Raw genomic sequence first — 18,808 nt, forward strand, 5'->3', positions numbered from 1 at the left:
GGGGCGTTTCTCCAAATCCCGCAACATCGCAACTTTCGCCTGATCCCGGTGGTTGCCCTCATGTCCCTTTCGAAAAGGTGGTGGGTCGCAATCAGCTCTGCCGCCATTACAGGAGAAGATGAGTGATTAAACAGATGCTTTTGATCGGCGCGGCCGCGGTAAGTTTCCCGGCACTGGCACAGACGACCGAACCGACTGACGATCAGCCGACGACGTCGCAGCCCGCCCCGACCGATGCACCGGCCCCCGGACCGGACGGCCAGCCCGTCCCCACCGACACCCCCCCGGTTGCTGAACCGGCCCCCCCGACCGCCGAGCCTGCACCGGCCCCCGAACCCGACACGGAATCGGAACCCGATGCGGAGCCTCAGGCGATGACGCAGGAGTAAGACAATGTTGAAGCAGATTCTTTTGATTGGCGCAGCCGCCGTCAGCTTTCCGGCTCTAGCACAAGAGGCTCCGCCCGCCAGCGATCCCACGGCGCCCGCGCCGGCTTCGGAACCCGCGCCGGCCCCCGACGCGGCAACACAATCCGCACCCGCATCGGGTCAGCCGGCTCCGTCGGGCGCCGCTGCAACACCGGCTCAGGTCGCGCAGATCGTCGATCAGGAATTCGCGTCCTATGACGCCGATTCCACGGGCGATCTGAATGAGGCGGAATTTGGCGCCTGGATGAAGAAGCTGCGTGCGGCCACCGATCCTTCGGTCGACCCCGAATCGGCTGAGGTGAAGACGTGGATCGGACAGGCCTTTGCGGCCGCTGATGGCGACAAGTCGAAGAGTGTCAGCAAGACCGAACTGACGGGCTTCCTGTCACGCGGCGCCTAATTCGCCCAGCTTGATCCGCCCCGGGTGAGATCAAGTAAGATAATGCGGCCGTCGGAGCGATCCGGCGGCCGCATTGCTGTGCGGTGGCGGGAAACGGCAAGCCGTTCATCCCTTTTGAAGAGAAGTTCACCCCTTTTCGTCATTCCCGCGAAAGCGGGAATGACGGGGGACGGCATACCGACCGTGACGACCGGACAAACGCCCCCTGTCACTTCGGCTGGACGACGGTGACGATCGACAGTTTGCGTTCGTGGCCGTCGCGGTCGGGCCACAGGATTTCCTGCCCTTCGCGCATGCCGATCAGGCCGGCGCCAACGGGGGTCATGATCGAAATGCGCCCGGCGGAAATGTCGGCGTCCCCGGGAAAGACCAGCTGGACGGTGCGCGACGCACCATTGGCGTCGTCGACGAACGCCACGGTCGACCCCATGGTCACGACATCGGCGGGAATTTTCGCGGCGGCGCAGATTTTCGCGCGGCCGATTTCTTCGAGCAACAGGTCACTGACCTGCGGCGTGCGCTCCTGCCGCGCGATGGCGAGATCGGTCAGCGTGTCGGCTTCGGAGTCGATCATATGGATTGGCGGCCGCTTGGCCGCATTACGCTTTGTCATGGATATGGCTTTCCGGGTGGGTGGGCGCGCGGATGCGCGGCCCTACCAGCAATTATGTGGAGATTTCGCCCCGGGCTCGGGGCGAGACGCACCGGAACCCGGGGCTAGAGGCCCGCGAGAAATTGACCCGCGTGGAGGTTGATCCGGAAAAGGCTCGGTCGAATCTGCATGGGCAGAAGATGGTGCTTACATGGCCGCAAGTCAAACGATGTGATCGTGCCGGGCCGAGATTAGCCGTATCCGCGCGAACAATGCCGCCCATCTCGTAACCCCGACCTTGCCATATCGTCACCCCGGACTTGATCCGGGGTCCAGCTGTGTCGCGCCGCCGGGGACCAGGCCGCTATGACGCGGGAAAGGGAGCCTTTCCCCTAAAGCAGTCCCATCGCGCGGAAACTGCGGTAATCCGCGCCACCGATGATGATATGATCGTGCAATGTGATACCCAGTTTCGCCGCGGCCTCGGCGATATCGCGGGTGATCGCGATATCCTGACGGCTCGGTTCGGGGCTGCCGCTCGGGTGGTTGTGGACAAGGATGATCGCCGATGCCCCGAGTTCGAGCGCGCGCCGGATGACTTCGCGGACATAGATCGCCGACTGGTCGATCGATCCTTCGCTCGCCAGTTCGTCACGGATCAGCATGTTGCGCGCATTCAGATAGAGGATGCGCACGCGCTCGACGTCGATCGGGCCCATGTCCGCGCGCAGCCAGTCGAGCAGCGCGTCCCAGCTGGACAGCAGCGGCTTGTCGCGAAATTCGCCCTTGAGCATTCGAATGCCCGTGGCCTGAACGATCTTCAGCGCCGCGATCGCGGTTTCGCCCATGCCGTCGACGCGGCGCAAGGATTGGGGATCGGCGGCAATCAGTTGCGCCAGCGAGCCGAATTCACGCAGCAGCGCCTTGGCCAGCGGCTTGGTGTCGCGGCGCGGGATGGCGAGGGCGAGCAGATATTCGACCAGCTCATAATCGGCGAGGCCATCGCCATCGTCGAGCAGGCGGGTGCGTAGCCGCGCGCGGTGCCCCTGATGATCCGGTACATCCCCCATGATGGAGGGAATAACCGCCTTGTGAGCAGCACTCAACGGTCATAGGAAAGGATGATGGCAATCCGGAGCAATTTCTTGCAGCGAAACGGGATTTCCTGCGTTGCAGCCCTGAATGCTGTGCGGGCCGGAGGACGATATATCTACGCCATGACGTCATCGTCCGCTTCTCCTTTTCGCGGCACCCAGCCTTTCGCGGCCATCACATGATCGACACGCAGGAAACGCCAAGGGCCCGGTGGCGGCACAGAACCATGTTGTTCAAGAAGCGCTGGCTGACCGCTGGCGCGGTTGGCGTCCTCATCGCCGGGGTCTGGCTGGCGCGCGAGCCGATCGCCGACAGGTTCATTCGCGACGAACTCGAAAGCCGCGACGTGCCTGCGCGCTATACGATCGAGGAAATTGGCTTTCGCAGCGAACGCTTGTCGAACATCGTGATCGGCGATCCGGCGCGTCCCGACCTCACCGCCAGATCGGTTGTCGTCACGCTCGGCTATGGCTGGTCGGGTCCCTATGTTTCGGGGATCAGGGCGGAGGGCGTGCGGCTCTATGGCCGCTTTACCGAGGGGCGACTGTCCTTTGGTTCGCTCGACAAGTTTCGCGACCCGACCAGCAAAGACCCCTTCGCCTTGCCTGACCTCAAGGTGGCGTTGCTCGATGCGCGGGCGCGGGTCGAGACGCCCTGGGGCGATATGGGTGCCGCGCTGAACGGCGGCGGCAATTTGCGGACCGACTTCACCGGCAAGCTCGCGCTTGTCGCGCCGCAGGTTTCGGCGGCGGGATGCAGCGGGGAGGGGCTCAGCTTTTACGGGACGGTGCGGGTGCGCGACGTGCGGCCGCAACTGGTCGGGCCGCTGCGCGGGACAAGCCTGGTCTGCGCCAACGGCGACGTGCGCGCGACGTCGCCGCAAATCGCGCTCGACCTGTCGCTGTCGGAAGATCTGCAAAGCTGGAAGGGCACCGCCGACGCGAGCATCGCTCAGCTGGTCGCCGGGCCGGTGCACGCCGACCGGTTGGGGGCGCTCGCGCGCTTCGACGGAACCGCGGTACAGACCGGGCTCGCGATCAAAGCCGATATGGCGCGGCTGCGCGGCGCGGATTTCGCGGCCGAAACGGTCAGCCTCGAAGCGAAAGGCCAAGTCGGCAGCGGTGCGCCGCGGCTCGATGGCAAGGTCAGCTTCGCCCGCGCAAGCGGCAGCGACGCCCTCCGGCGCTCGCTCGCGGGAAGCGCGCAGGGTCTCGACGGAACGCCGATCGGACCCTTGGCGACAAAGGCTGCGCTTGCGCTCAGCCGGATGCTGGCCGACGCTGGCGGCAGCGCGGAATTCGCATTGCTCGGCGAAGGACCGTCGGCACGGATCGACCTGATCGCACCGCGATTGACGAGCGCGAGCGGCGCGCATTTCACCGGCAGCCCCGACAGCCGCGTCGGCTATCTCTATGGCACCCGCGAACCCGCCGTGCTGGCATCGGGGCGCTGGAGCTTTGGCGGCGGCGACCTGCCCTCCGGCACGATTCGCCTCGACCGCCAGGCCGACGGGACGGTCACCGGGCTGGCGAGCCTGGAACCCTATAGCGCCACGGGGTCGCGCCTGACTCTCGAGCCGGTGCGCTTTTCGGGCGACCGGAGCGGGCTTTTGCGCTTTGCGACCTCAGCCGACCTGTCGGGCCCGCTCGCCGGGGGACGCGTCGAGCGGCTCAGCGTGCCGCTCAACGGCTTTCTCGCGCCGACCGGCGCGCTGGCATTGAACGGCGGGTGCAGCCGGGTGGCGGCCGAGCGGATCGAGGTTTCGGGGTTCCGGCTCGCGCGGACCGCAATCGACCTCTGCAGCCGGCCCGGCGCGCCCTTGCTGAGCGCCGGGCCGGGCGGGCTGCGCGGCGATATCCGCGTCCCGGGGCTCCGGTTGCGCGGCGCCAGCGGCACGTCCCCTTTCGCCTTCGACAGCGGTCCCGCACAGATCGACCTTGCCGCGATGCGCTGGTCGCTCGCGCGCGCCGACGTCCGGCTGGGAGAGGGCGAGAGCGCCACGCGATTCGCCGCCCAAAGCCTGTCGGGCCGCGGAACGGCGCAGGGGATGGCAGGCGACCTCGTCGGCGCGAGCGGCAAGATCGGTGCAGTGCCGCTGAACATGAGCGAGATCGGCGGGCAATGGCGCTGGGCAGGCGGCGCACTGACGCTCGACGGCGGGCTGGTCCTGACCGACGCGGACCCCGATCCGCGCTTCTTCCCGCTGGTCAGCAAGGATGCGCAGCTGCGCTTCGCGGGCGGGGTGATCGACGCGACCGCGGGGTTCAGCGAGCAAAAGACGGGGACGAAAATCCTCGACACTATGATCCGCCACCGATTGGAGGATGCGACGGGCTTTGCCGATCTTTCGGTCAAGGAGCTGCGCTTTGGCGACGCGTTTCAGCCGGACAGGCTGACCCGCCTCGCGCTCGGCGTCGTCGCCAATGTCCAGGGCGCGGTGGTCGGCGACGGTCGCATCGACTGGACGGCCGAGGGGGTGACGAGTCGCGGCACCTTCGCCACCGCCGACACCAGCCTCGCCGCCGCCTTCGGCCCCGTCACCGGGCTGACCACGACGCTGACCTTCGACGACCTCATCAATTTGCGCACCGCACCGGGACAGATCGCGCGGATCAGGGAGATTAATCCGGGGATTCCGGTGGTCGACGGAACGATCGAATATCGCCTGCTTGGCGACAACAAGGTTCGGGTCGAGGGCGGCAGCTGGCCCTTTGCGGGCGGGCAATTGCTGCTCCACCCCGCGACGCTCGATTTCAACGCCACCGAGCCGCGGCGGCTGTCGTTCGACATCGTCGGGGTCGACGCCGCCGTCTTCCTGCAAAGCTTCGGGTTCGAGAATATCAACGCGACCGGTCGGTTCGACGGGACGCTGCCGGTCGAGTTCGACGGGCTGGGCGGGCGAATCGTCGGCGGGCGGATCGATTCGCGGGATGGCGGCGGTACGCTCGCCTATGTCGGCGAATTGTCGAACCGCAATCTGGGCGCGATCGCCAATTTCGCCTTTGGCGCGCTGCGCAGCCTGAAATATGACGATTTGTCGATCATCATGAACGGTGACCTCGACGGCGAGATGATCACCGATATCCGCTTCGGCGGCGTGGGGCAGGGGGAGGGCGCGACGCGCAATTTCCTGACCAATCAGGTCGCGAAACTGCCTTTCGTGTTCAACATCAAGATCACCGCGCCTTTCCGTCAGCTTCTGACGTCGGCAAAGGGGTTTTACGATCCGACGATCTTCATCGAACAGAATCTTCCGGCCCTGATGCGCGCGCAAGAAGAGGCCGAAGCCGCCAAAAAAGGTGTAGCCGCACCTGTTCAGCCACCAGAAAGCGAGCCCATGCAATGAAGATAGCCGACGAACAAGCGAGGAGGCAGGCCATCGGTGCAAAATGTCTGGCGATCATGGCGGGAACGGCGGCGCTGGCCGGCTGCGTCCAGATCGAAACGCCCGACAAGCCGATCGAAATCAACCTGAACATCAACATCAAGCAAGAAATCGTGTACAGGCTGGATGGCGATGCCAAGAAGCTGATCGAGCAGAATAGCGAGATATTCTGACAGGGAATGGAATGGATATGCGTTTGAAACATTGGAAACCCACTGGCCTTGCGCTGGCAGCGATTGCCGCCACCGCTGCGGTTGCATTTGCGGTGCCTTCGGCGATGGCGCAGCGCGATCCCGCCTATGCTGCGGCGCGTGCGGCAGGACAGGTCGGCGAACAGCCCGACGGCTATCTGGGCTTTGCAAGCAGCCCGACCCCGGCGATCCGCGCGCTCGTGGAAGATCTGAACATCAAGCGCAAGGCGGCCTATACCGAACGCGCGCAGGCGACCGGCAGCACGGTCCAGCAATTCGCCTTCACCAGCGGATGCAATCTGATCGCACAGACCAAGCCGGGCGAAAAATATCAGGCGCCCGACGGCAGCTGGAAGACCCGCGACGGCAGCCCGCCGGTCCGGGATTCGCGCTGCCCGTAAATGCCCGAATTTCCAAGGGGGGCCTGAGGGCCCTTTCATGCCGCCGCGCCCCTAAACGCGGCGGCATTTTTGCGCGCTGCAGCAAAGACATTGTTGCAGGCATTGACTTAATCGGGCGGCATTCCTAAACGGACCGCGCCTTAGGGGTCTCCCGAATTTTCGGGCCTTTTTTTGTAGGCAGAATCGAAGGCTTTCGGCTCTGTTTCAGGAGGGTACAGAAGATGACGGGGAACGGCAGCGATCCGGAACCAGCTTCGGAGGATTCGCGCCTGGTCTCGCTCGAAGAGCGATTGGACCGGGCCGAAGCCGCAGAAGCGAAACGGACCGCGGTGAACGCCGGACCAGAATCCGATGCCAACTACCGGCTCGGAAATCGGGTTCTGGCTGAGCTGCTGGGCGGTATGATCGGGGGCGGGCTGTTCGGCTGGCTCATCGATCGCATCGCCGGCACGTCGCCCTGGGGTTTGTTGGGGATGTTGTTCCTGGGCATTATCGTGGCCTTTCGGAATATCATCCGCATCTCTTCGACGCCTCGTAAGTAACGGGGACGCAAGGTAATTTTGGACGGGGCGGCCGACAAAGCCGTTCCGCAATGCGCGTGGAGTGAATAGTGGCGGCGGAATCCGGCAAAATCGACCCGATGCACCAGTTCGAGGTGACGCCGCTTGGCGGCGGCTTCAATTTGGGCGGGCACGAAATCCTGTTCACGAACAGTGCGCTGTGGATGGTCATCGCGGCCATCGCACTCGGGCTTTTCATGTGGGGCGGCATGCGTCGTCAGCTCGTTCCGGGTCGCTGGCAGGCCGCGGTCGAAGGCTTCACCGGCTTTATTTCGAGCATGATGATGCAGAATATCGGGACGGAAGGGCGCAAATATACGCCCTATGTCTTCTCGCTCTTCATGTTCATCCTCTTCTGCAACCTGCTTGGCATGTTGCCGCTGGGCGTGCTGGGGCTTCACCCCTTCACCGTCACCAGCCACATCGCGATCACCGGCGTTCTGGCGCTGATCAGCTTCGCGATCGTCCTCGTCGTCGGTTTCTGGCGCCATAAACTGCACTTTTTCTCGCTCTTCGTGCCGCACGGCACGCCGCTGCCGATGATCCCGATCATCGCACCGATCGAGTTTGTGTCGTTCATGGTTCGCCCGTTCAGCCTTGGTCTGCGTCTCTTCGTCGCGATGACCGCCGGTCACGTGCTGCTGAAAGTGCTTTCGGGCTTCGTCATCAACGGCTTCAATGCCGAGACGCTGTGGCTCGGTTCGATCGTGTCGGTGCTGAGCTTCATCCTGATGATCGGGATCAGCGCGCTCGAACTGCTGGTCGCCGGCATCCAGGCCTATGTTTTCGCCCTGTTGACCTCGCTGTACATCAACGACGCGGTCAATCTTCACTAAGTTCGTTTCTTTCAAACGTTTACACCAAGGAGTTATTACAATGGACGCAGAAGCAGCAAAGCTGATCGGTGCTGGTCTCGCCGCAATCGGTGCCGGCATGGCCGCCATCGGCGTGGGCAATGTTTTCGGTAGCTTCCTCGAAAGCGCACTGCGCAACCCCGCCGCCGCTGACGGCCAGCAGGGTCGCCTGTTCATCGGCTTCGCCGCTGCCGAACTTCTCGGCCTGCTGGCGTTCGTCGTTGCGATGATCCTGCTCTTCGTCGTCTGATTTCAGGCGATTTGGGTGGTGCCGGTTCCTTCGGGGACCGGCTTCGCCGCCCACAGGTTTTTCAAGAATTTAGGGTCCGTCTTTCATGCCCCAGATAGCCCAGCTAACCGCTGACAATTGGTATCTTGCCTCGCAGCTCTTCTGGCTGCTGGTCGTTTTCGCCGGGATCTACCTGGTGATCGGTCGCGGCATGCTGCCCAAAATCGAAGCGACGGTGGACGCTCGCGACCGCAAGGTGGCGGACGATCTGGCGGCGGCCAAAGCGGCGCACGCCGCCGCCGATGCCATTGAGGAAAGCTACCGCCAGCAAAGCGACGCAAGCCGCGCCGCTGCGCAAAAGGCGGTTGCCGATGCCAAGGACAAGGCCGCGAAGGACGCCGAAAAGCGTCTGGCGAAGGTCGATGCCGAGCTGTCGGAAAAGCTGACTGCGGCTGAAGCCGATGTCGCCGCTGCGCGGACCTCGGCAATGGCTGAAATCGAATCGGTTGCGGCCGAAGCAGCGGGCGATTTGGTCGCCAGGCTGTCGGGCGTAAAAGTCGGCGCGGCGGATGCCAAGTCGGCGGTGAAGGCGGTGCTCCATGGCTAATTTCGCAATCCTCTTTTCGGAGGCAGCGGGCGAAGTCCACGCCGATCCGACAGCGTTCGGCATGGACGCGACGGTCTGGGTCTCGATCGCGATGCTCGCCTTCCTTGGCATTCTGGTCTGGAAAGGCGTTCCGAAAATGATCGGCGCCTCGCTGGACAGAAAGATCGCCGAGATTTCGAAGCAGCTGAACGAAGCAGAGGCGCTCCGTCTGGACGCTGAATCGCTGAAGGCGGAATATGAGGCGAAGCTCGCCGCTGCCGCCCGCGAAGCCGACGAAATGCGCACCCGCGCCGAAGCCGAAGCCGAAACGCTGGTCGCCAAGGCAAAAGCCGACGCCACCGCGCTGATCGGACGCCGCAAGCAGATGGCCGAAGACCGCATCGCCGCGGCCGAAGCCACCGCGCTCGCCGAAGTCCGCACCGCGACGGCAAAAGCCGCGACCGCCGCCGCCGCCGCACTGATTGCCGAAAAGCATGATGCCGCGTCGGACAAGGCACTGGTCGATGACGCCATCGCGGCAGTTGCCAAGGCCTGAGGCCTTTCGCGACAGTGCTGAACGACAAAACGCCCGCGGATTCCGCGGGCGTTTTGCTGTGTGGTTGCAGGCCGATAGCAATTACCCGATCGTCAACATCCGTTCGCATCGAGCCAAGTCGAGATACCCATCGGCTTGGCACCATCTCTACGCGTGTCTCGACCTCGCTCGACACGAACGCGAAGAGAAGCGGCTGGTAACGCCCACTTTCCACCCAAAAGCGAACCCACCCAAATCGTCACCCCGGACTTGATCCGGGGTCCCGCTCCCTTCTCACGCGAGCAAGTCGAACATGTCCTGCCAATCGGGGTTTCCGCGCTCGATCAGGTCGAACTTCCATTGGCGTTGCCATCGCTTGAGACGCTTTTCATGCTCGATGCAGTGGATCATGTCCTCGCCACGCTCTGCCCAGACCAGACGGGTTAGTCCGTAGCGCGCGCAGAAGTCGGAGCCATCACCTGCGCGGTGTTGATGGATGCGTGCGGCAAGATGCGAGGTCACGCCGACATACATTGTGCCGCGATAGCGATCGGCCATGATGTAGACCCAGCCGCCCTGCCGTTCGCATTCCATTGTTTGAGAGTCGTAAAAGCGGGACCCCGGGTCAAGCCCGGGGTGACGAGGGTTGGAGGAGGCTGGTCAGTACCGCCCCCTCAATATTTGATCATGATCCGCCGCGCGAGGCCAGGCGAGATGCTGTGCATCAACTGCAGCATTTTCGTCTGGCCCACATTGACCTCGGCCTTGCCGGCCTTGATCCCGCGAACGATCTCGGCGGCGCAGTCGGATGCCGACATCATCTTGCCGCCGCGCCCGGCGGTCAGGCTGGTCGCGACGAGCGGGGGCAGCGCCTCCATCACCTTCACGCCGCTGCCCCTCAGTTGATAGCGCAGCGCCTGCGTGAAGCTGCGCAGTCCCGCCTTGGTCGCGCAATAGATCGGGCCGCCGCCGCGCGGAGCGATGGCAAGGCCGGAGGTGACATTGACGATCATCGCCTCGCTTTGAGCCTTCAGTTGCGGCAGCAGGCGCGTTGCGAGCGCGATCGGCGCGTAAAGGTTCGTGTCGATGCAGCGCGCCGCGTCGGGCAGGGTGGATGCATCATCGGGCACATATTCGCTGCCGACCCCGGCGTTGTTGACGAGCAGCGCGAGCGGCTTGCCGTGGGCGTCGTTCACCACTGCATCGATCCCTGCCTCCTGCGACAGGTCACCGGCGATGGTACCGAAGCCGAGCGCGGCCATTGCCCGCAATCGCTCGGCCGAACGTCCGGTGACGATGACGTCGGCGCCCGCCGCCTGAAGTTGCAGCGCGATCTCGCGCCCGATGCCGTCGCTGCCCCCGGTGACCAGCGCCAATTTTCCGCGAACATCCATATGACCCCCATCCATGTCTGTTTTACCTTCGACACTATGGCGACGCGCGGCGCCTTCGCCTACATGCAAAATCATGGCCCGCCCCAATGCTCCCGACCGATTCAATGAGGACAAGGCGACCTATGTCGTGCGCGGCGGCGACGGGGAAGGCGACAAGCCCGATCTGGAGCGCGGCGCCGAGGCGATCCGCAGCGTCGTGCGCAAATTGCCCGCGCGTCCGGGCGTTTACCGTATGCTCGATGCGCGGGGCGACGTCCTCTATGTCGGCAAGGCGCGCGCGCTCAAGAACCGCGTCACCAACTATACGCAGGTCGCGAAACTGCCGCAGCGGTTACAGCGGATGGTCTCGCAGACGCGCGCGATGGAGATCATCACCACGACGAGCGAGGCCGAGGCGCTGTTGCTCGAGGCGCAGCTCATCAAGCGTTACCGCCCGCCGTATAATGTGCTGCTCCGCGACGACAAAAGCTTCCCCTTCATCCTGCTGCGCACCGACCATGATTTTCCGCGCGTGCAGAAGCATCGCGGCGCGCGGCGGGCGAAGGGGCGCTATTACGGGCCGTTCGCGAGCGCGGGGTCGGTGGCGCAGACGCTCAACGCGTTGCAGAAGACCTTCTTGCTGCGCAGTTGCACCGACAGCTTCTTTTCCAACCGGTCGCGGCCATGCCTGCTCTATCAGATCAAGCGGTGCAGCGCGCCGTGCGTCGACCGGATTTCGAAGGAGGATTATGCCGGGCTGGTAAGCGACGCGCAGGATTTCCTCGAGGGACGCTCGACGGCGGTCCAGAAGCGTCTGGGCGACGCGATGACCAAGGCGGCCGAGGCGATGGATTATGAGCAGGCGGCGGTCATCCGCGACCGGCTGAAGTCGCTGACCTTCATTCAGGGCAGCCAGTCGGTGCACGCCGACGGGCTGGGCGACGCCGACGTCTTCGCGCTCGCCGCAAAGGGCGGGCAGCTGTGCATTGCGGGCTTCTTCATTCGTGGCGGGCAGAATTGGGGGCATCGCAGCTTCTTCCCCGCGCATGTGGCGGGCGTGCCCGAGGAGGAGGTGATGGCCAGCTTCCTGATGCAATTTTACGAGGGCGTGCCGCCGCCGAAGCTGATCCTCGTCGACCGCGAGCCAGAGGAATGCGCGCTGCTGTCCGAGGCGCTGGGCGAGAGCGCCGGGCGCAAGGTCGAGATCAGCGTCCCGCAGCGCGGCCATCGCCGCCGCCTGCTCGAACAGGCGGTGCGCAATGCGGGCGAGGAACTCGACCGGCGGCTGGCCGAAAGCAGCAGTCAGGCGAAGCTGGGGCGCGAGCTCGCCGAACTGTTCGACCTCGAACGGTCACCGCAACGAATAGAGATCTACGACAACAGCCATATCCAGGGCACCAATGCGCTGGGCGCGATGGTCGTCGCGGGCCCCGAGGGCTGGATCAAGGGCGCGTATCGCAAATTCAACATCAAGCGCGCCGAGACGATGCCGGGCGACGATTTTGCGATGATGCGCGAAGTATTTCAGCGCCGTTTCGCACGCGCAATCGAGGAAGATCACGAGCGGACTAAAGGCGAATGGCCCGATCTTGTGCTGATCGATGGCGGCAAAGGACAGGTGTCGGCAGTGTCGGAGGTGTTCGCCGAGTTGGGGATCGATGATCTGCCCTATGTCGGGGTCGCCAAGGGGCCGGATCGCAACGCCGGTCGCGAGACCTTCTACTATCCCGACGGGCGCGAATTCACCCTGCCGCCGAACAATGCGGTGCTGTTCTACATCCAGCGGCTTCGCGACGAAGCGCACCGCTTTGCGATCGGCGCGCACCGGCAGAAGCGGGCGAAGGCGATGGGATCGTCGCCGCTCGACGAGGTTCCGAGCATCGGCCCGGCGCGCAAAAAAGCGCTGCTGATGCATTTTGGCACCGGGCGCGCGGTGCGCAACGCGAGCCTTGAGGATCTGCAAAAGGCCCCGGGGGTCAGCGGCGCAGTCGCGCAGGCGGTCTATGATTTTTATCATCCCGACGGGTGAGGAAAGGGAGAGATATGGATTTCGCAACGATGATGCCGCTGGCGGGGAGGCTGGGCGTGACGATCGACGAGGGCAGCAAGGAGCGCGTCGCTGGCCGCATGCCGGTGCGCGCCGATATCTGCACCGCGGGGAATATCGTCCATGGCGGCGCGATCATGGCCTTTGCCGACTGTCTGGGCGCGGTCGGGGCGTTTCTGACGCTGCCCGAGGGGGCGAGCAACACCACGACGATCGAGAGCAAGACCAATTTTCTGGGCTCCGGACCGGTCGGTTCGGTGCTGATCGGCGAGGCGGCCCCCGTGAAGATCGGCAAGCGCGTGTCGGTGTGGCAGACGCGCATCCGTACCGAGGATGGCGCTGAGGTCGCGCTGGTGACGCAAACGCAGCTGGTGCTTTGGCCAGCCTGACCGCCCCCGCCGTCGTCTGCGCCATCCGCATGCACGGTGAGCATGGCGCGATCCTGCGCGCGCTGACCGAAGAGGCGGGGCTGGTTGCCGGCTATGTGCGCGGCGGACGGTCGCGCCGGTTGCGGCCGATTTTGATGGCGGGCAATCTGATCGCGCTTGAACTGCGGGCGCGCACCGAGGAGCAGCTGGCGGGGGCGACCGCCGAATTGTTGACAAGCCGCGCGCCCTTGCTCGCCGAGCCTTTGCCCGCCGCGGCGATCGACTGGGTGACCAGCCTGACCGCGGCGACCCTGCCCGAAAGCCAGCCCTATCCGGCGCTGTTCGTGACACTGTCGGCGCTGCTCGACGCGATCGAGGCGGCGGCAGCGGCGCGACAATGGGCGGCGGCGCTCGCGCGTTATGAGCTGTTGTTACTTGCCGAGCTAGGGTTCGGACTCGACCTCGACGAATGTGTCGTCACGGGCGCACGCGTCGATCTGGGCTTTGTCAGTCCCAAGTCGGGCGGCGCAGTAAGCGTCGGCGCGGCGGTGGGATATGAGGAGCGCTTGCTGCGTCTGCCACCATTTCTGCGCTGCGCCGATGGCGATCCGACGCTGGCCGATGCACTCGACGGGCTGGCGATCACCGGCCATTTTCTCGACCGGTCGCTGCTGGATGGCCGCGCGCGCGATCTGCTGGACGTCCGGGCGCGATTGATCGATCGGCTTAACAGGGCGGTTGCGTGACTCGTCTCCGCTGCCTAGAGGAGCCTCGTCAAACCGAAATCATCCGCTCTTTTCCGTTTGTGCCGAGCCTGTCGAGGCACCGTCCTTTCCCTGACGGCGCCAAAAAAGCAGAACGGCCCTTCGACAAGCTCAGGGCGACCGACACATTGAGCGCAGGACGTTCATGGCCGGAAAGATAGAAAAGGGCGAAGCTTTGAAAATCCTTTTGCTGGCCGGAGACGGCATCGGTCCCGAAATCATGGTCGAAGCCGAGAAGGTGCTGACGGCGCTCGCGCTGCCTGTCACGCTCGATCGCGCGCTGGTCGGCGGGGCCGCTTATGCCGCGACAGGCCATCCGCTGCCCCCCGAAACGCTCGACAAGGCGAAAGCCGCCGATGCGATCCTGTTCGGTGCGGTCGGAGATCCGCGTTTCGACAATGTCGAGCGGCATTTGCGGCCCGAACAGGCGATCCTCGGGTTGCGCGCCGCACTCGGCCTGTTCGCCAATCTGCGTCCTGCCAAAATGTTCGCCGGTCTGGAAGATGCGTCGGCGTTGCGGCCCGAAATCGCATCGGCAATCGACCTGCTGATCGTTCGTGAGCTCAACGGCGATGTGTATTTCGGCGAGAAGGGAACGCGCACGACCGTCGATGGCCAGCGCGAAGGCTATGACATCATGGCGTATAGCGAGAACGAAGTGCGCCGCATCGCACATGTCGCCTTCCGCGCCGCGCAGGGCCGCAACAAGCGGCTATGCTCGGTCGATAAGGCGAATGTGCTCGAAACATCGCAGCTGTGGCGCGACGTCGTGATCGAAGTTTCCGCCGAATATCCCGACGTCACGTTGACCCATATGTATGTCGACAATGCCGCGATGCAGCTGGTGCGCAACCCGGGCCAGTTCGATGTCGTCGTCACCGGCAATTTGTTCGGCGATATATTGTCCGATCAGGCGTCGATGTGCGTCGGGTCGATCGGGCTGCTCGCGTCGGCGTCTCTGAGCGAAGGCGCGCAGGGCTTGTACGAGCCGATCCATGGCAGCGCCCCCGATATCGCGGGCAAGGGCGTCGCCAACCCGCTGGCGATGATCCTGTCGCTCGCGATGTTGCTGCGCCATTCGGGCGGCGACGAGGCGAGCGCCGCGCGGATCGAGGCGGCGGTGGCGAAGGTGTTCGCCGACGGAAGCCGCGGCGCCGATCTGGGGGGCGATATGGGAACGACGGCATTGGGCGATGCGGTGGTTTCGGCCCTGAACAATCAGACAAACGGATAAATGCAATGAAGAAGACGACGGGTTTTGATCGCGAAACGACGCGGGGCTGGCACCCCGCGACGCAGGCGGTGCGCGGCGGAACGTGGCGCAGCGAGCATGGCGAAACGTCGGAGGCGCTCTTCCTGACCTCCGGCTATACCTATGAAAGCGCCGAGGAAGTCGCGGCGCGCTTTGCCGGCGAAGAAACCGGCATGACCTATTCGCGCCTCCAGAACCCGACGGTGGCGATGCTCGAAGAGCGGATCGCGCTGATCGAAGGCGCCGAGGCGTGCCGCACGCAGGCGACGGGCATGGCGGCGATGACCGCTGCGCTGCTCTGCCAGCTGTCGGCGGGCGACCATATCGTTGCGGCGAAGGCGGCTTTCGGGTCGTGCCGCTGGCTCGTCGATCATCTGTGCCCGCGCTTCGGGATCGAAACGACGGTCATCGACGGCCGCGACAATGATGCTTGGGAAAAGGCGATCAAGCCAAACACCAAAGTATTTTTCTTTGAAACCCCCGCCAACCCGACGATGGACATCGTCGACATGAGGCATGTGTGTGCGCTGGCGAAGGCGCATGGCATCACCAGCGTCGTCGACAATGCCTTTGCAACTGCGGTGCTGCAGCGTCCGATGGATTTCGGCGCCGATGTCGTCGCCTATTCGGCGACCAAGCTGATGGAAGGTCAGGGGCGCGTCCTCGCCGGTGCCGTTTGCGGGACCGAGAAGTTCATCAACGAGGTGCTGTTGCCGTTTCAGCGAAACACCGGCCCGAACCTTTCGCCGTTTAACGCATGGGTGGTCCACAAGGGGCTCGAGACGCTCGACCTGCGCGCGCGGCGCCAGTCGGAAAATGCGCTGGCGGTCGGCAAGGCGATCGAGGGCCGCGTCGCGCGGATGCTCCATCCGGGGCTGGCCAGCCACCCGCAGCACAATCTGGCGATGAGCCAGATGGAGGCGTGCGGGCCGATCTTTTCCTTCATCCTCGACGGCGGGCGCGAACAGGCGATGCGCTTCCTCAACGCGCTCGAACTGGTCGATATCAGCAACAATATTGGCGACTCGCGCAGCCTGTGCTGCCACCCGGCGTCGACGACGCATTATGGAGTCAGCGCCGAAGCGCGCGCCGATATGGGCGTGGTCGAAGGGATGCTGCGGATCAACATCGGGCTGGAAGACCCGCGCGATGTGATCGCCGATCTGGACCAGGCATTGACCAAGGTCGGTCTTTAGGGGATTCAGGCGCGATGATGATCGACTCCTTCTTTCCGTTTGCGGCGACTACTGGGTCGATCACGGTTCGCGTATCGGTCAGCTATCTGCCCGAACAGTCGCATCCTGCGCTTGGTCGCTGGTTCTGGGCTTATCATGTGCGGATTGAAAATCATGGCGACGTCGCGGTGCAACTGATCAGCCGCCACTGGCGGATCAGCGACGGGCGCGGCCAGATCAGCGAAGTCGAGGGCGAAGGCGTCGTCGGCGAACAGCCGCTGATCGGCCCCGGCGCGTCGTTCGATTATGTGTCCGGCTGCCCGCTTCCGACCCCCGATGGATCGATGGTCGGCAGCTATGCGATGGAAATGGGTGATGGGTCACAGATGCTCGTCGCCATACCGCACTTTCCTCTCGTCGCGCCGGCGACCGCGTCGTGAAGCGGACCCATCTGCCGCTCAATGCGCTGCGCGTGTTCGACGCCGCAGCCCGACATCTGAGTTTTACGCGAGCCGCCGACGAACTGGCGGTGACGCCTGCTGCGGTCGGGCAGCAAATTCGCGCACTGGAAGATATGCTGGGTGTTGTGCTGTTTCGCCGCACGCCCAAGGGGCTGGAACTGACCGGAGAGGCCGATGCCGGGCTCGACGCGCTGCGTCAGGGTTTCCTCCAGTTCGAGGAATCGGTGCGCGCGATGCAGGCGGGGCAGTCGTCGCAGTCTCTCACGATCGCCGCGCCGCGTGATCTGACCGCAAAATGGCTGGCGCCACGACTGGCGCGTTACAGCCAGCAGGCACCCGATGTACGCTTTACCCTAGTGTCCGCAGACAGCGGGATCGATTTCACCGAGGCGAACCTCGACCTAGCGATTTTCTGGTCCGATGGTGCGGGCGAGCATGAGGGGGTCGCGCTGGCCGAAGCCTTCATGGTTACCGTCGCGGGGCCAGGCAGCGGCAGTGAAACGAGGATCGCCTGGCCGGGCTGTCCCGTCGCCGAGGGCGAACCGGCGTTGAGGTTGGGCGATGCCGGGCTTGCGATCGATGCGGCGGCAAACGGGCTAGGGCAGGCGAATGTGCCAGCGATGCTGGCCGAGGCTGATATCGCTGCCGGACGTGTCCGGCAGGTGGGTGACCCGTTTGCGGTTAAGCGGGGATATTGGCTGGTCGCGCCGACGCCACAGTGGCGGCAGGCGAAGGTCAAGGCGCTGGTTGCGGCGCTGACGGCCTGAACAAGCCCGCAAGGTTCAGTCTTTGAACGCTACTTTGCAGCAAGCGCGAGCAGGCGGGTGACGCGGCCGATCAGATCTTCGGCGGCGACGTTGGCGGCGGGGTTGTTCCAGCTTGCGGTGATGACGAACCATCGGCCATCCGACTTTCGCTGTCCTAGCAGACTCATCGACAATACGCCGTTTTCCGACCCGCCTTTATAGCCTAGGTAGCTCCAGTCAGCTGCGGGGGCGGGGCCGACCCCGTTGTTAATCGTCATCGCGGCCATCGAAGCCTCGGACTGGCGCGCTCGCAGATCGGCCATTGCGCGTGCGATATCGTTGGGACTGGCGAACCATTCGAGGCTGTCGATAAAGCGCGGGCCATCGGAGAAACTGATCCCGTCGACATTGGCAAGGGTAAGGCGGTGTCGATTGGCGTCAATCAAGCTGCGCTGCGCGCGATCGTCGCCCGCGATGAAGGCGGCGCGTTCGATCGCGAAATTATTGCCTTTGAGCGCGAAAGCCTCGACCGTCGTCAACAGCGGGATGTTGCGCGAGGGGGCGCTATGCCCCGCGCTGCGCATCCGCGCCTCGATCGCGTTGCGGCCGAGCAGGTGGATCAGCGTGTCGGTCGCGCCATTGTCGCTGACCGAGATCATCCAGTTGGCGAGGGTCTGCAGTGTGACCGGGGTGTCTTTGAGCCAGTTTCCGGTGGCGATCGACGAGAAGCTGAGGTGAGAGAGAGGGACGACATCGGCCCAGCTACGGCTCCCTGATGCGATCTGCGCCGCGAGTTCGTCGAGGACATAAAGCTTGAAGGTCGAGCCGACCGCGAATTGCGCATCGGCATTGGCGGCGGCGAGGGGACGGATGACGGTCCCGTCGAGTTCGGCGACCAGAAAACCGGTCCGTCCGGGTAGCGCGGCGAGTTCGGCCGCGACTGCGGCAAAGCTGTCGTTGGTCATCGCAAAGCCAGCTAGTTGCAGGCCGGTCGCACGCCCTTCGGCATCGATATCGAGAGTGAAGGTTGCGACGCCCTTTTCGAAGCGAAGCTGGACCACACCCGCACGTCCAGTGGTTGACATCGCGCTTTCGACTGCGAGCGGGCGCCCATATCGGGCGATCAGGCTGACGGTAATCGCTTTGAACGGCGTTTCCGGGATCGCCGTCTGGAACGACGGAGCGAAAAAGGCGGCGAAGGCTGTGCGGCCCTCCAGCAGGTCGACCAGCTGCGCGGCACGGCGCTCAAAGGCGGTAGCGGATGCAGGAAGGACTGTTGCCGGGGACTGGGCGAGGGTCGCGGAACCGGGCAGAACAGCCGCCAGCATCGCGGCGCCAATCAATCCTTTGCGGCGGGATTGCACGG

The 18,808-nt window shown here is 64.4% G+C and carries 22 protein-coding genes; 17 read left to right on the top strand and 5 right to left on the bottom strand.

Annotated elements, in window-relative coordinates:
* Positions 1-122 precede the first annotated feature (122 nt).
* Complete coding sequence (locus tag ACSYDV_RS09235; RefSeq protein ID WP_438323503.1) at positions 123-389, top strand: hypothetical protein; 267 nt, start codon at positions 123-125, stop codon at positions 387-389.
* A gap of 4 nt (positions 390-393) precedes the next feature.
* Positions 394-828 (top strand): EF-hand domain-containing protein, encoded by a 435-nt coding sequence (locus ACSYDV_RS09240; protein ID WP_438323504.1) that lies wholly within the window; start codon positions 394-396, stop codon positions 826-828.
* A 208-nt stretch (positions 829-1,036) separates the two neighbouring features.
* Here the strand turns inward: ACSYDV_RS09240 and rnk are convergent, their stop codons facing one another.
* Positions 1,037-1,441: a nucleoside diphosphate kinase regulator gene (gene rnk / locus ACSYDV_RS09245; protein ID WP_438323505.1), complete on the bottom strand. Its 405-nt coding sequence runs from the start codon at positions 1,439-1,441 to the stop codon at positions 1,037-1,039.
* A 371-nt stretch (positions 1,442-1,812) separates the two neighbouring features.
* Positions 1,813-2,490 carry a RadC family protein gene (radC, locus tag ACSYDV_RS09250; protein ID WP_438323506.1) on the bottom strand — a complete coding sequence of 226 codons (678 nt, stop codon included), beginning with the start codon at positions 2,488-2,490 and terminating at the stop codon, positions 1,813-1,815.
* A 251-nt stretch (positions 2,491-2,741) separates the two neighbouring features.
* On the opposite strand from radC, the gene ACSYDV_RS09255 reads away from it, so the two are divergent.
* From ACSYDV_RS09255 to ACSYDV_RS09290, 8 genes are all read left to right on the top strand, one after another.
* The gene (locus ACSYDV_RS09255) at positions 2,742-5,861 is read left to right on the top strand and encodes an intermembrane phospholipid transport YdbH family protein (RefSeq protein WP_438323507.1); all 3,120 of its coding nucleotides are present in this window, start codon (positions 2,742-2,744) and stop codon (positions 5,859-5,861) included.
* Positions 5,858-6,073: a YnbE family lipoprotein gene (locus ACSYDV_RS09260; protein WP_438323508.1), complete on the top strand. Its 216-nt coding sequence runs from the start codon at positions 5,858-5,860 to the stop codon at positions 6,071-6,073. The genes ACSYDV_RS09255 and ACSYDV_RS09260 overlap by 4 nt, the downstream gene beginning before the upstream one ends.
* Before the next feature lie 17 nt (positions 6,074-6,090).
* Positions 6,091-6,492 (top strand): YdbL family probable chaperone protein, encoded by a 402-nt coding sequence (locus tag ACSYDV_RS09265; protein WP_438323509.1) that lies wholly within the window; start codon positions 6,091-6,093, stop codon positions 6,490-6,492.
* Positions 6,493-6,713: 221 nt separating this feature from the next.
* Positions 6,714-7,034 carry an AtpZ/AtpI family protein gene (locus ACSYDV_RS09270; RefSeq protein ID WP_438323510.1) on the top strand — a complete coding sequence of 107 codons (321 nt, stop codon included), beginning with the start codon at positions 6,714-6,716 and terminating at the stop codon, positions 7,032-7,034.
* A gap of 68 nt (positions 7,035-7,102) precedes the next feature.
* Positions 7,103-7,888, top strand: a complete 786-nt coding sequence (locus ACSYDV_RS09275; protein WP_438323511.1) for a F0F1 ATP synthase subunit A — start codon at positions 7,103-7,105, stop codon at positions 7,886-7,888.
* A 40-nt stretch (positions 7,889-7,928) separates the two neighbouring features.
* A complete protein-coding gene (locus ACSYDV_RS09280; protein WP_003044110.1) occupies positions 7,929-8,156 on the top strand; it encodes a F0F1 ATP synthase subunit C in 228 nt (75 codons plus the stop codon).
* 85 nt (positions 8,157-8,241) lie between these two features.
* Complete coding sequence (locus tag ACSYDV_RS09285; protein WP_438323512.1) at positions 8,242-8,742, top strand: F0F1 ATP synthase subunit B family protein; 501 nt, start codon at positions 8,242-8,244, stop codon at positions 8,740-8,742.
* Positions 8,735-9,277, top strand: a complete 543-nt coding sequence (locus ACSYDV_RS09290) for a F0F1 ATP synthase subunit B family protein (protein ID WP_438323513.1) — start codon at positions 8,735-8,737, stop codon at positions 9,275-9,277. The genes ACSYDV_RS09285 and ACSYDV_RS09290 overlap by 8 nt, the downstream gene beginning before the upstream one ends.
* 273 nt (positions 9,278-9,550) lie before the next feature.
* Here ACSYDV_RS09290 and ACSYDV_RS09295 read toward each other — a convergent pair whose 3' ends face one another.
* Both ACSYDV_RS09295 and ACSYDV_RS09300 read right to left on the bottom strand, forming a co-directional pair.
* Complete coding sequence (locus tag ACSYDV_RS09295) at positions 9,551-9,850, bottom strand: GIY-YIG nuclease family protein (RefSeq protein ID WP_438323514.1); 300 nt, start codon at positions 9,848-9,850, stop codon at positions 9,551-9,553.
* Positions 9,851-9,930: 80 nt separating this feature from the next.
* Positions 9,931-10,650, bottom strand: coding sequence for an SDR family oxidoreductase (locus ACSYDV_RS09300; RefSeq protein ID WP_438323515.1), 720 nt, complete (start codon positions 10,648-10,650; stop codon positions 9,931-9,933).
* 73 nt (positions 10,651-10,723) lie between these two features.
* On the opposite strand from ACSYDV_RS09300, the gene uvrC reads away from it, so the two are divergent.
* The 7 genes from uvrC (at position 10,724) to ACSYDV_RS09335 (ending at position 17,463) form a co-directional block, all read left to right on the top strand.
* The gene (uvrC, locus tag ACSYDV_RS09305; protein WP_438323516.1) at positions 10,724-12,658 is read left to right on the top strand and encodes an excinuclease ABC subunit UvrC; all 1,935 of its coding nucleotides are present in this window, start codon (positions 10,724-10,726) and stop codon (positions 12,656-12,658) included.
* A gap of 14 nt (positions 12,659-12,672) precedes the next feature.
* Positions 12,673-13,065: a PaaI family thioesterase gene (locus ACSYDV_RS09310; protein WP_438323517.1), complete on the top strand. Its 393-nt coding sequence runs from the start codon at positions 12,673-12,675 to the stop codon at positions 13,063-13,065.
* A complete protein-coding gene (gene recO / locus ACSYDV_RS09315) occupies positions 13,053-13,790 on the top strand; it encodes a DNA repair protein RecO (RefSeq protein ID WP_438323518.1) in 738 nt (245 codons plus the stop codon). Before ACSYDV_RS09310 ends, recO begins: the two co-directional genes overlap by 13 nt.
* Before the next feature lie 163 nt (positions 13,791-13,953).
* On the top strand, positions 13,954-15,042 hold the full coding sequence (gene leuB, locus ACSYDV_RS09320) for a 3-isopropylmalate dehydrogenase (RefSeq protein WP_438323519.1): 1,089 nt from the start codon (positions 13,954-13,956) through the stop codon (positions 15,040-15,042).
* Between the two features lie 5 nt (positions 15,043-15,047).
* Entirely contained in the window at positions 15,048-16,256 is a 1,209-nt protein-coding gene (locus ACSYDV_RS09325; protein ID WP_438323520.1) for a trans-sulfuration enzyme family protein, read from the top strand.
* 17 nt (positions 16,257-16,273) lie between these two features.
* Positions 16,274-16,675, top strand: a complete 402-nt coding sequence (apaG, locus tag ACSYDV_RS09330) for a Co2+/Mg2+ efflux facilitator ApaG/CorD (RefSeq protein WP_438323659.1) — start codon at positions 16,274-16,276, stop codon at positions 16,673-16,675.
* Positions 16,672-17,463 (top strand): LysR family transcriptional regulator, encoded by a 792-nt coding sequence (locus tag ACSYDV_RS09335; protein WP_438323521.1) that lies wholly within the window; start codon positions 16,672-16,674, stop codon positions 17,461-17,463. Before apaG ends, ACSYDV_RS09335 begins: the two co-directional genes overlap by 4 nt.
* 29 nt (positions 17,464-17,492) lie before the next feature.
* Here ACSYDV_RS09335 and ACSYDV_RS09340 read toward each other — a convergent pair whose 3' ends face one another.
* Positions 17,493-18,806 carry a serine hydrolase gene (locus ACSYDV_RS09340; RefSeq protein ID WP_438323522.1) on the bottom strand — a complete coding sequence of 438 codons (1,314 nt, stop codon included), beginning with the start codon at positions 18,804-18,806 and terminating at the stop codon, positions 17,493-17,495.
* Positions 18,807-18,808: the final 2 nt, after the last annotated feature.

Source organism: Sphingopyxis selenitireducens (assembly GCF_051550705.1).
Taxonomy (GTDB): domain Bacteria; phylum Pseudomonadota; class Alphaproteobacteria; order Sphingomonadales; family Sphingomonadaceae; genus Sphingopyxis.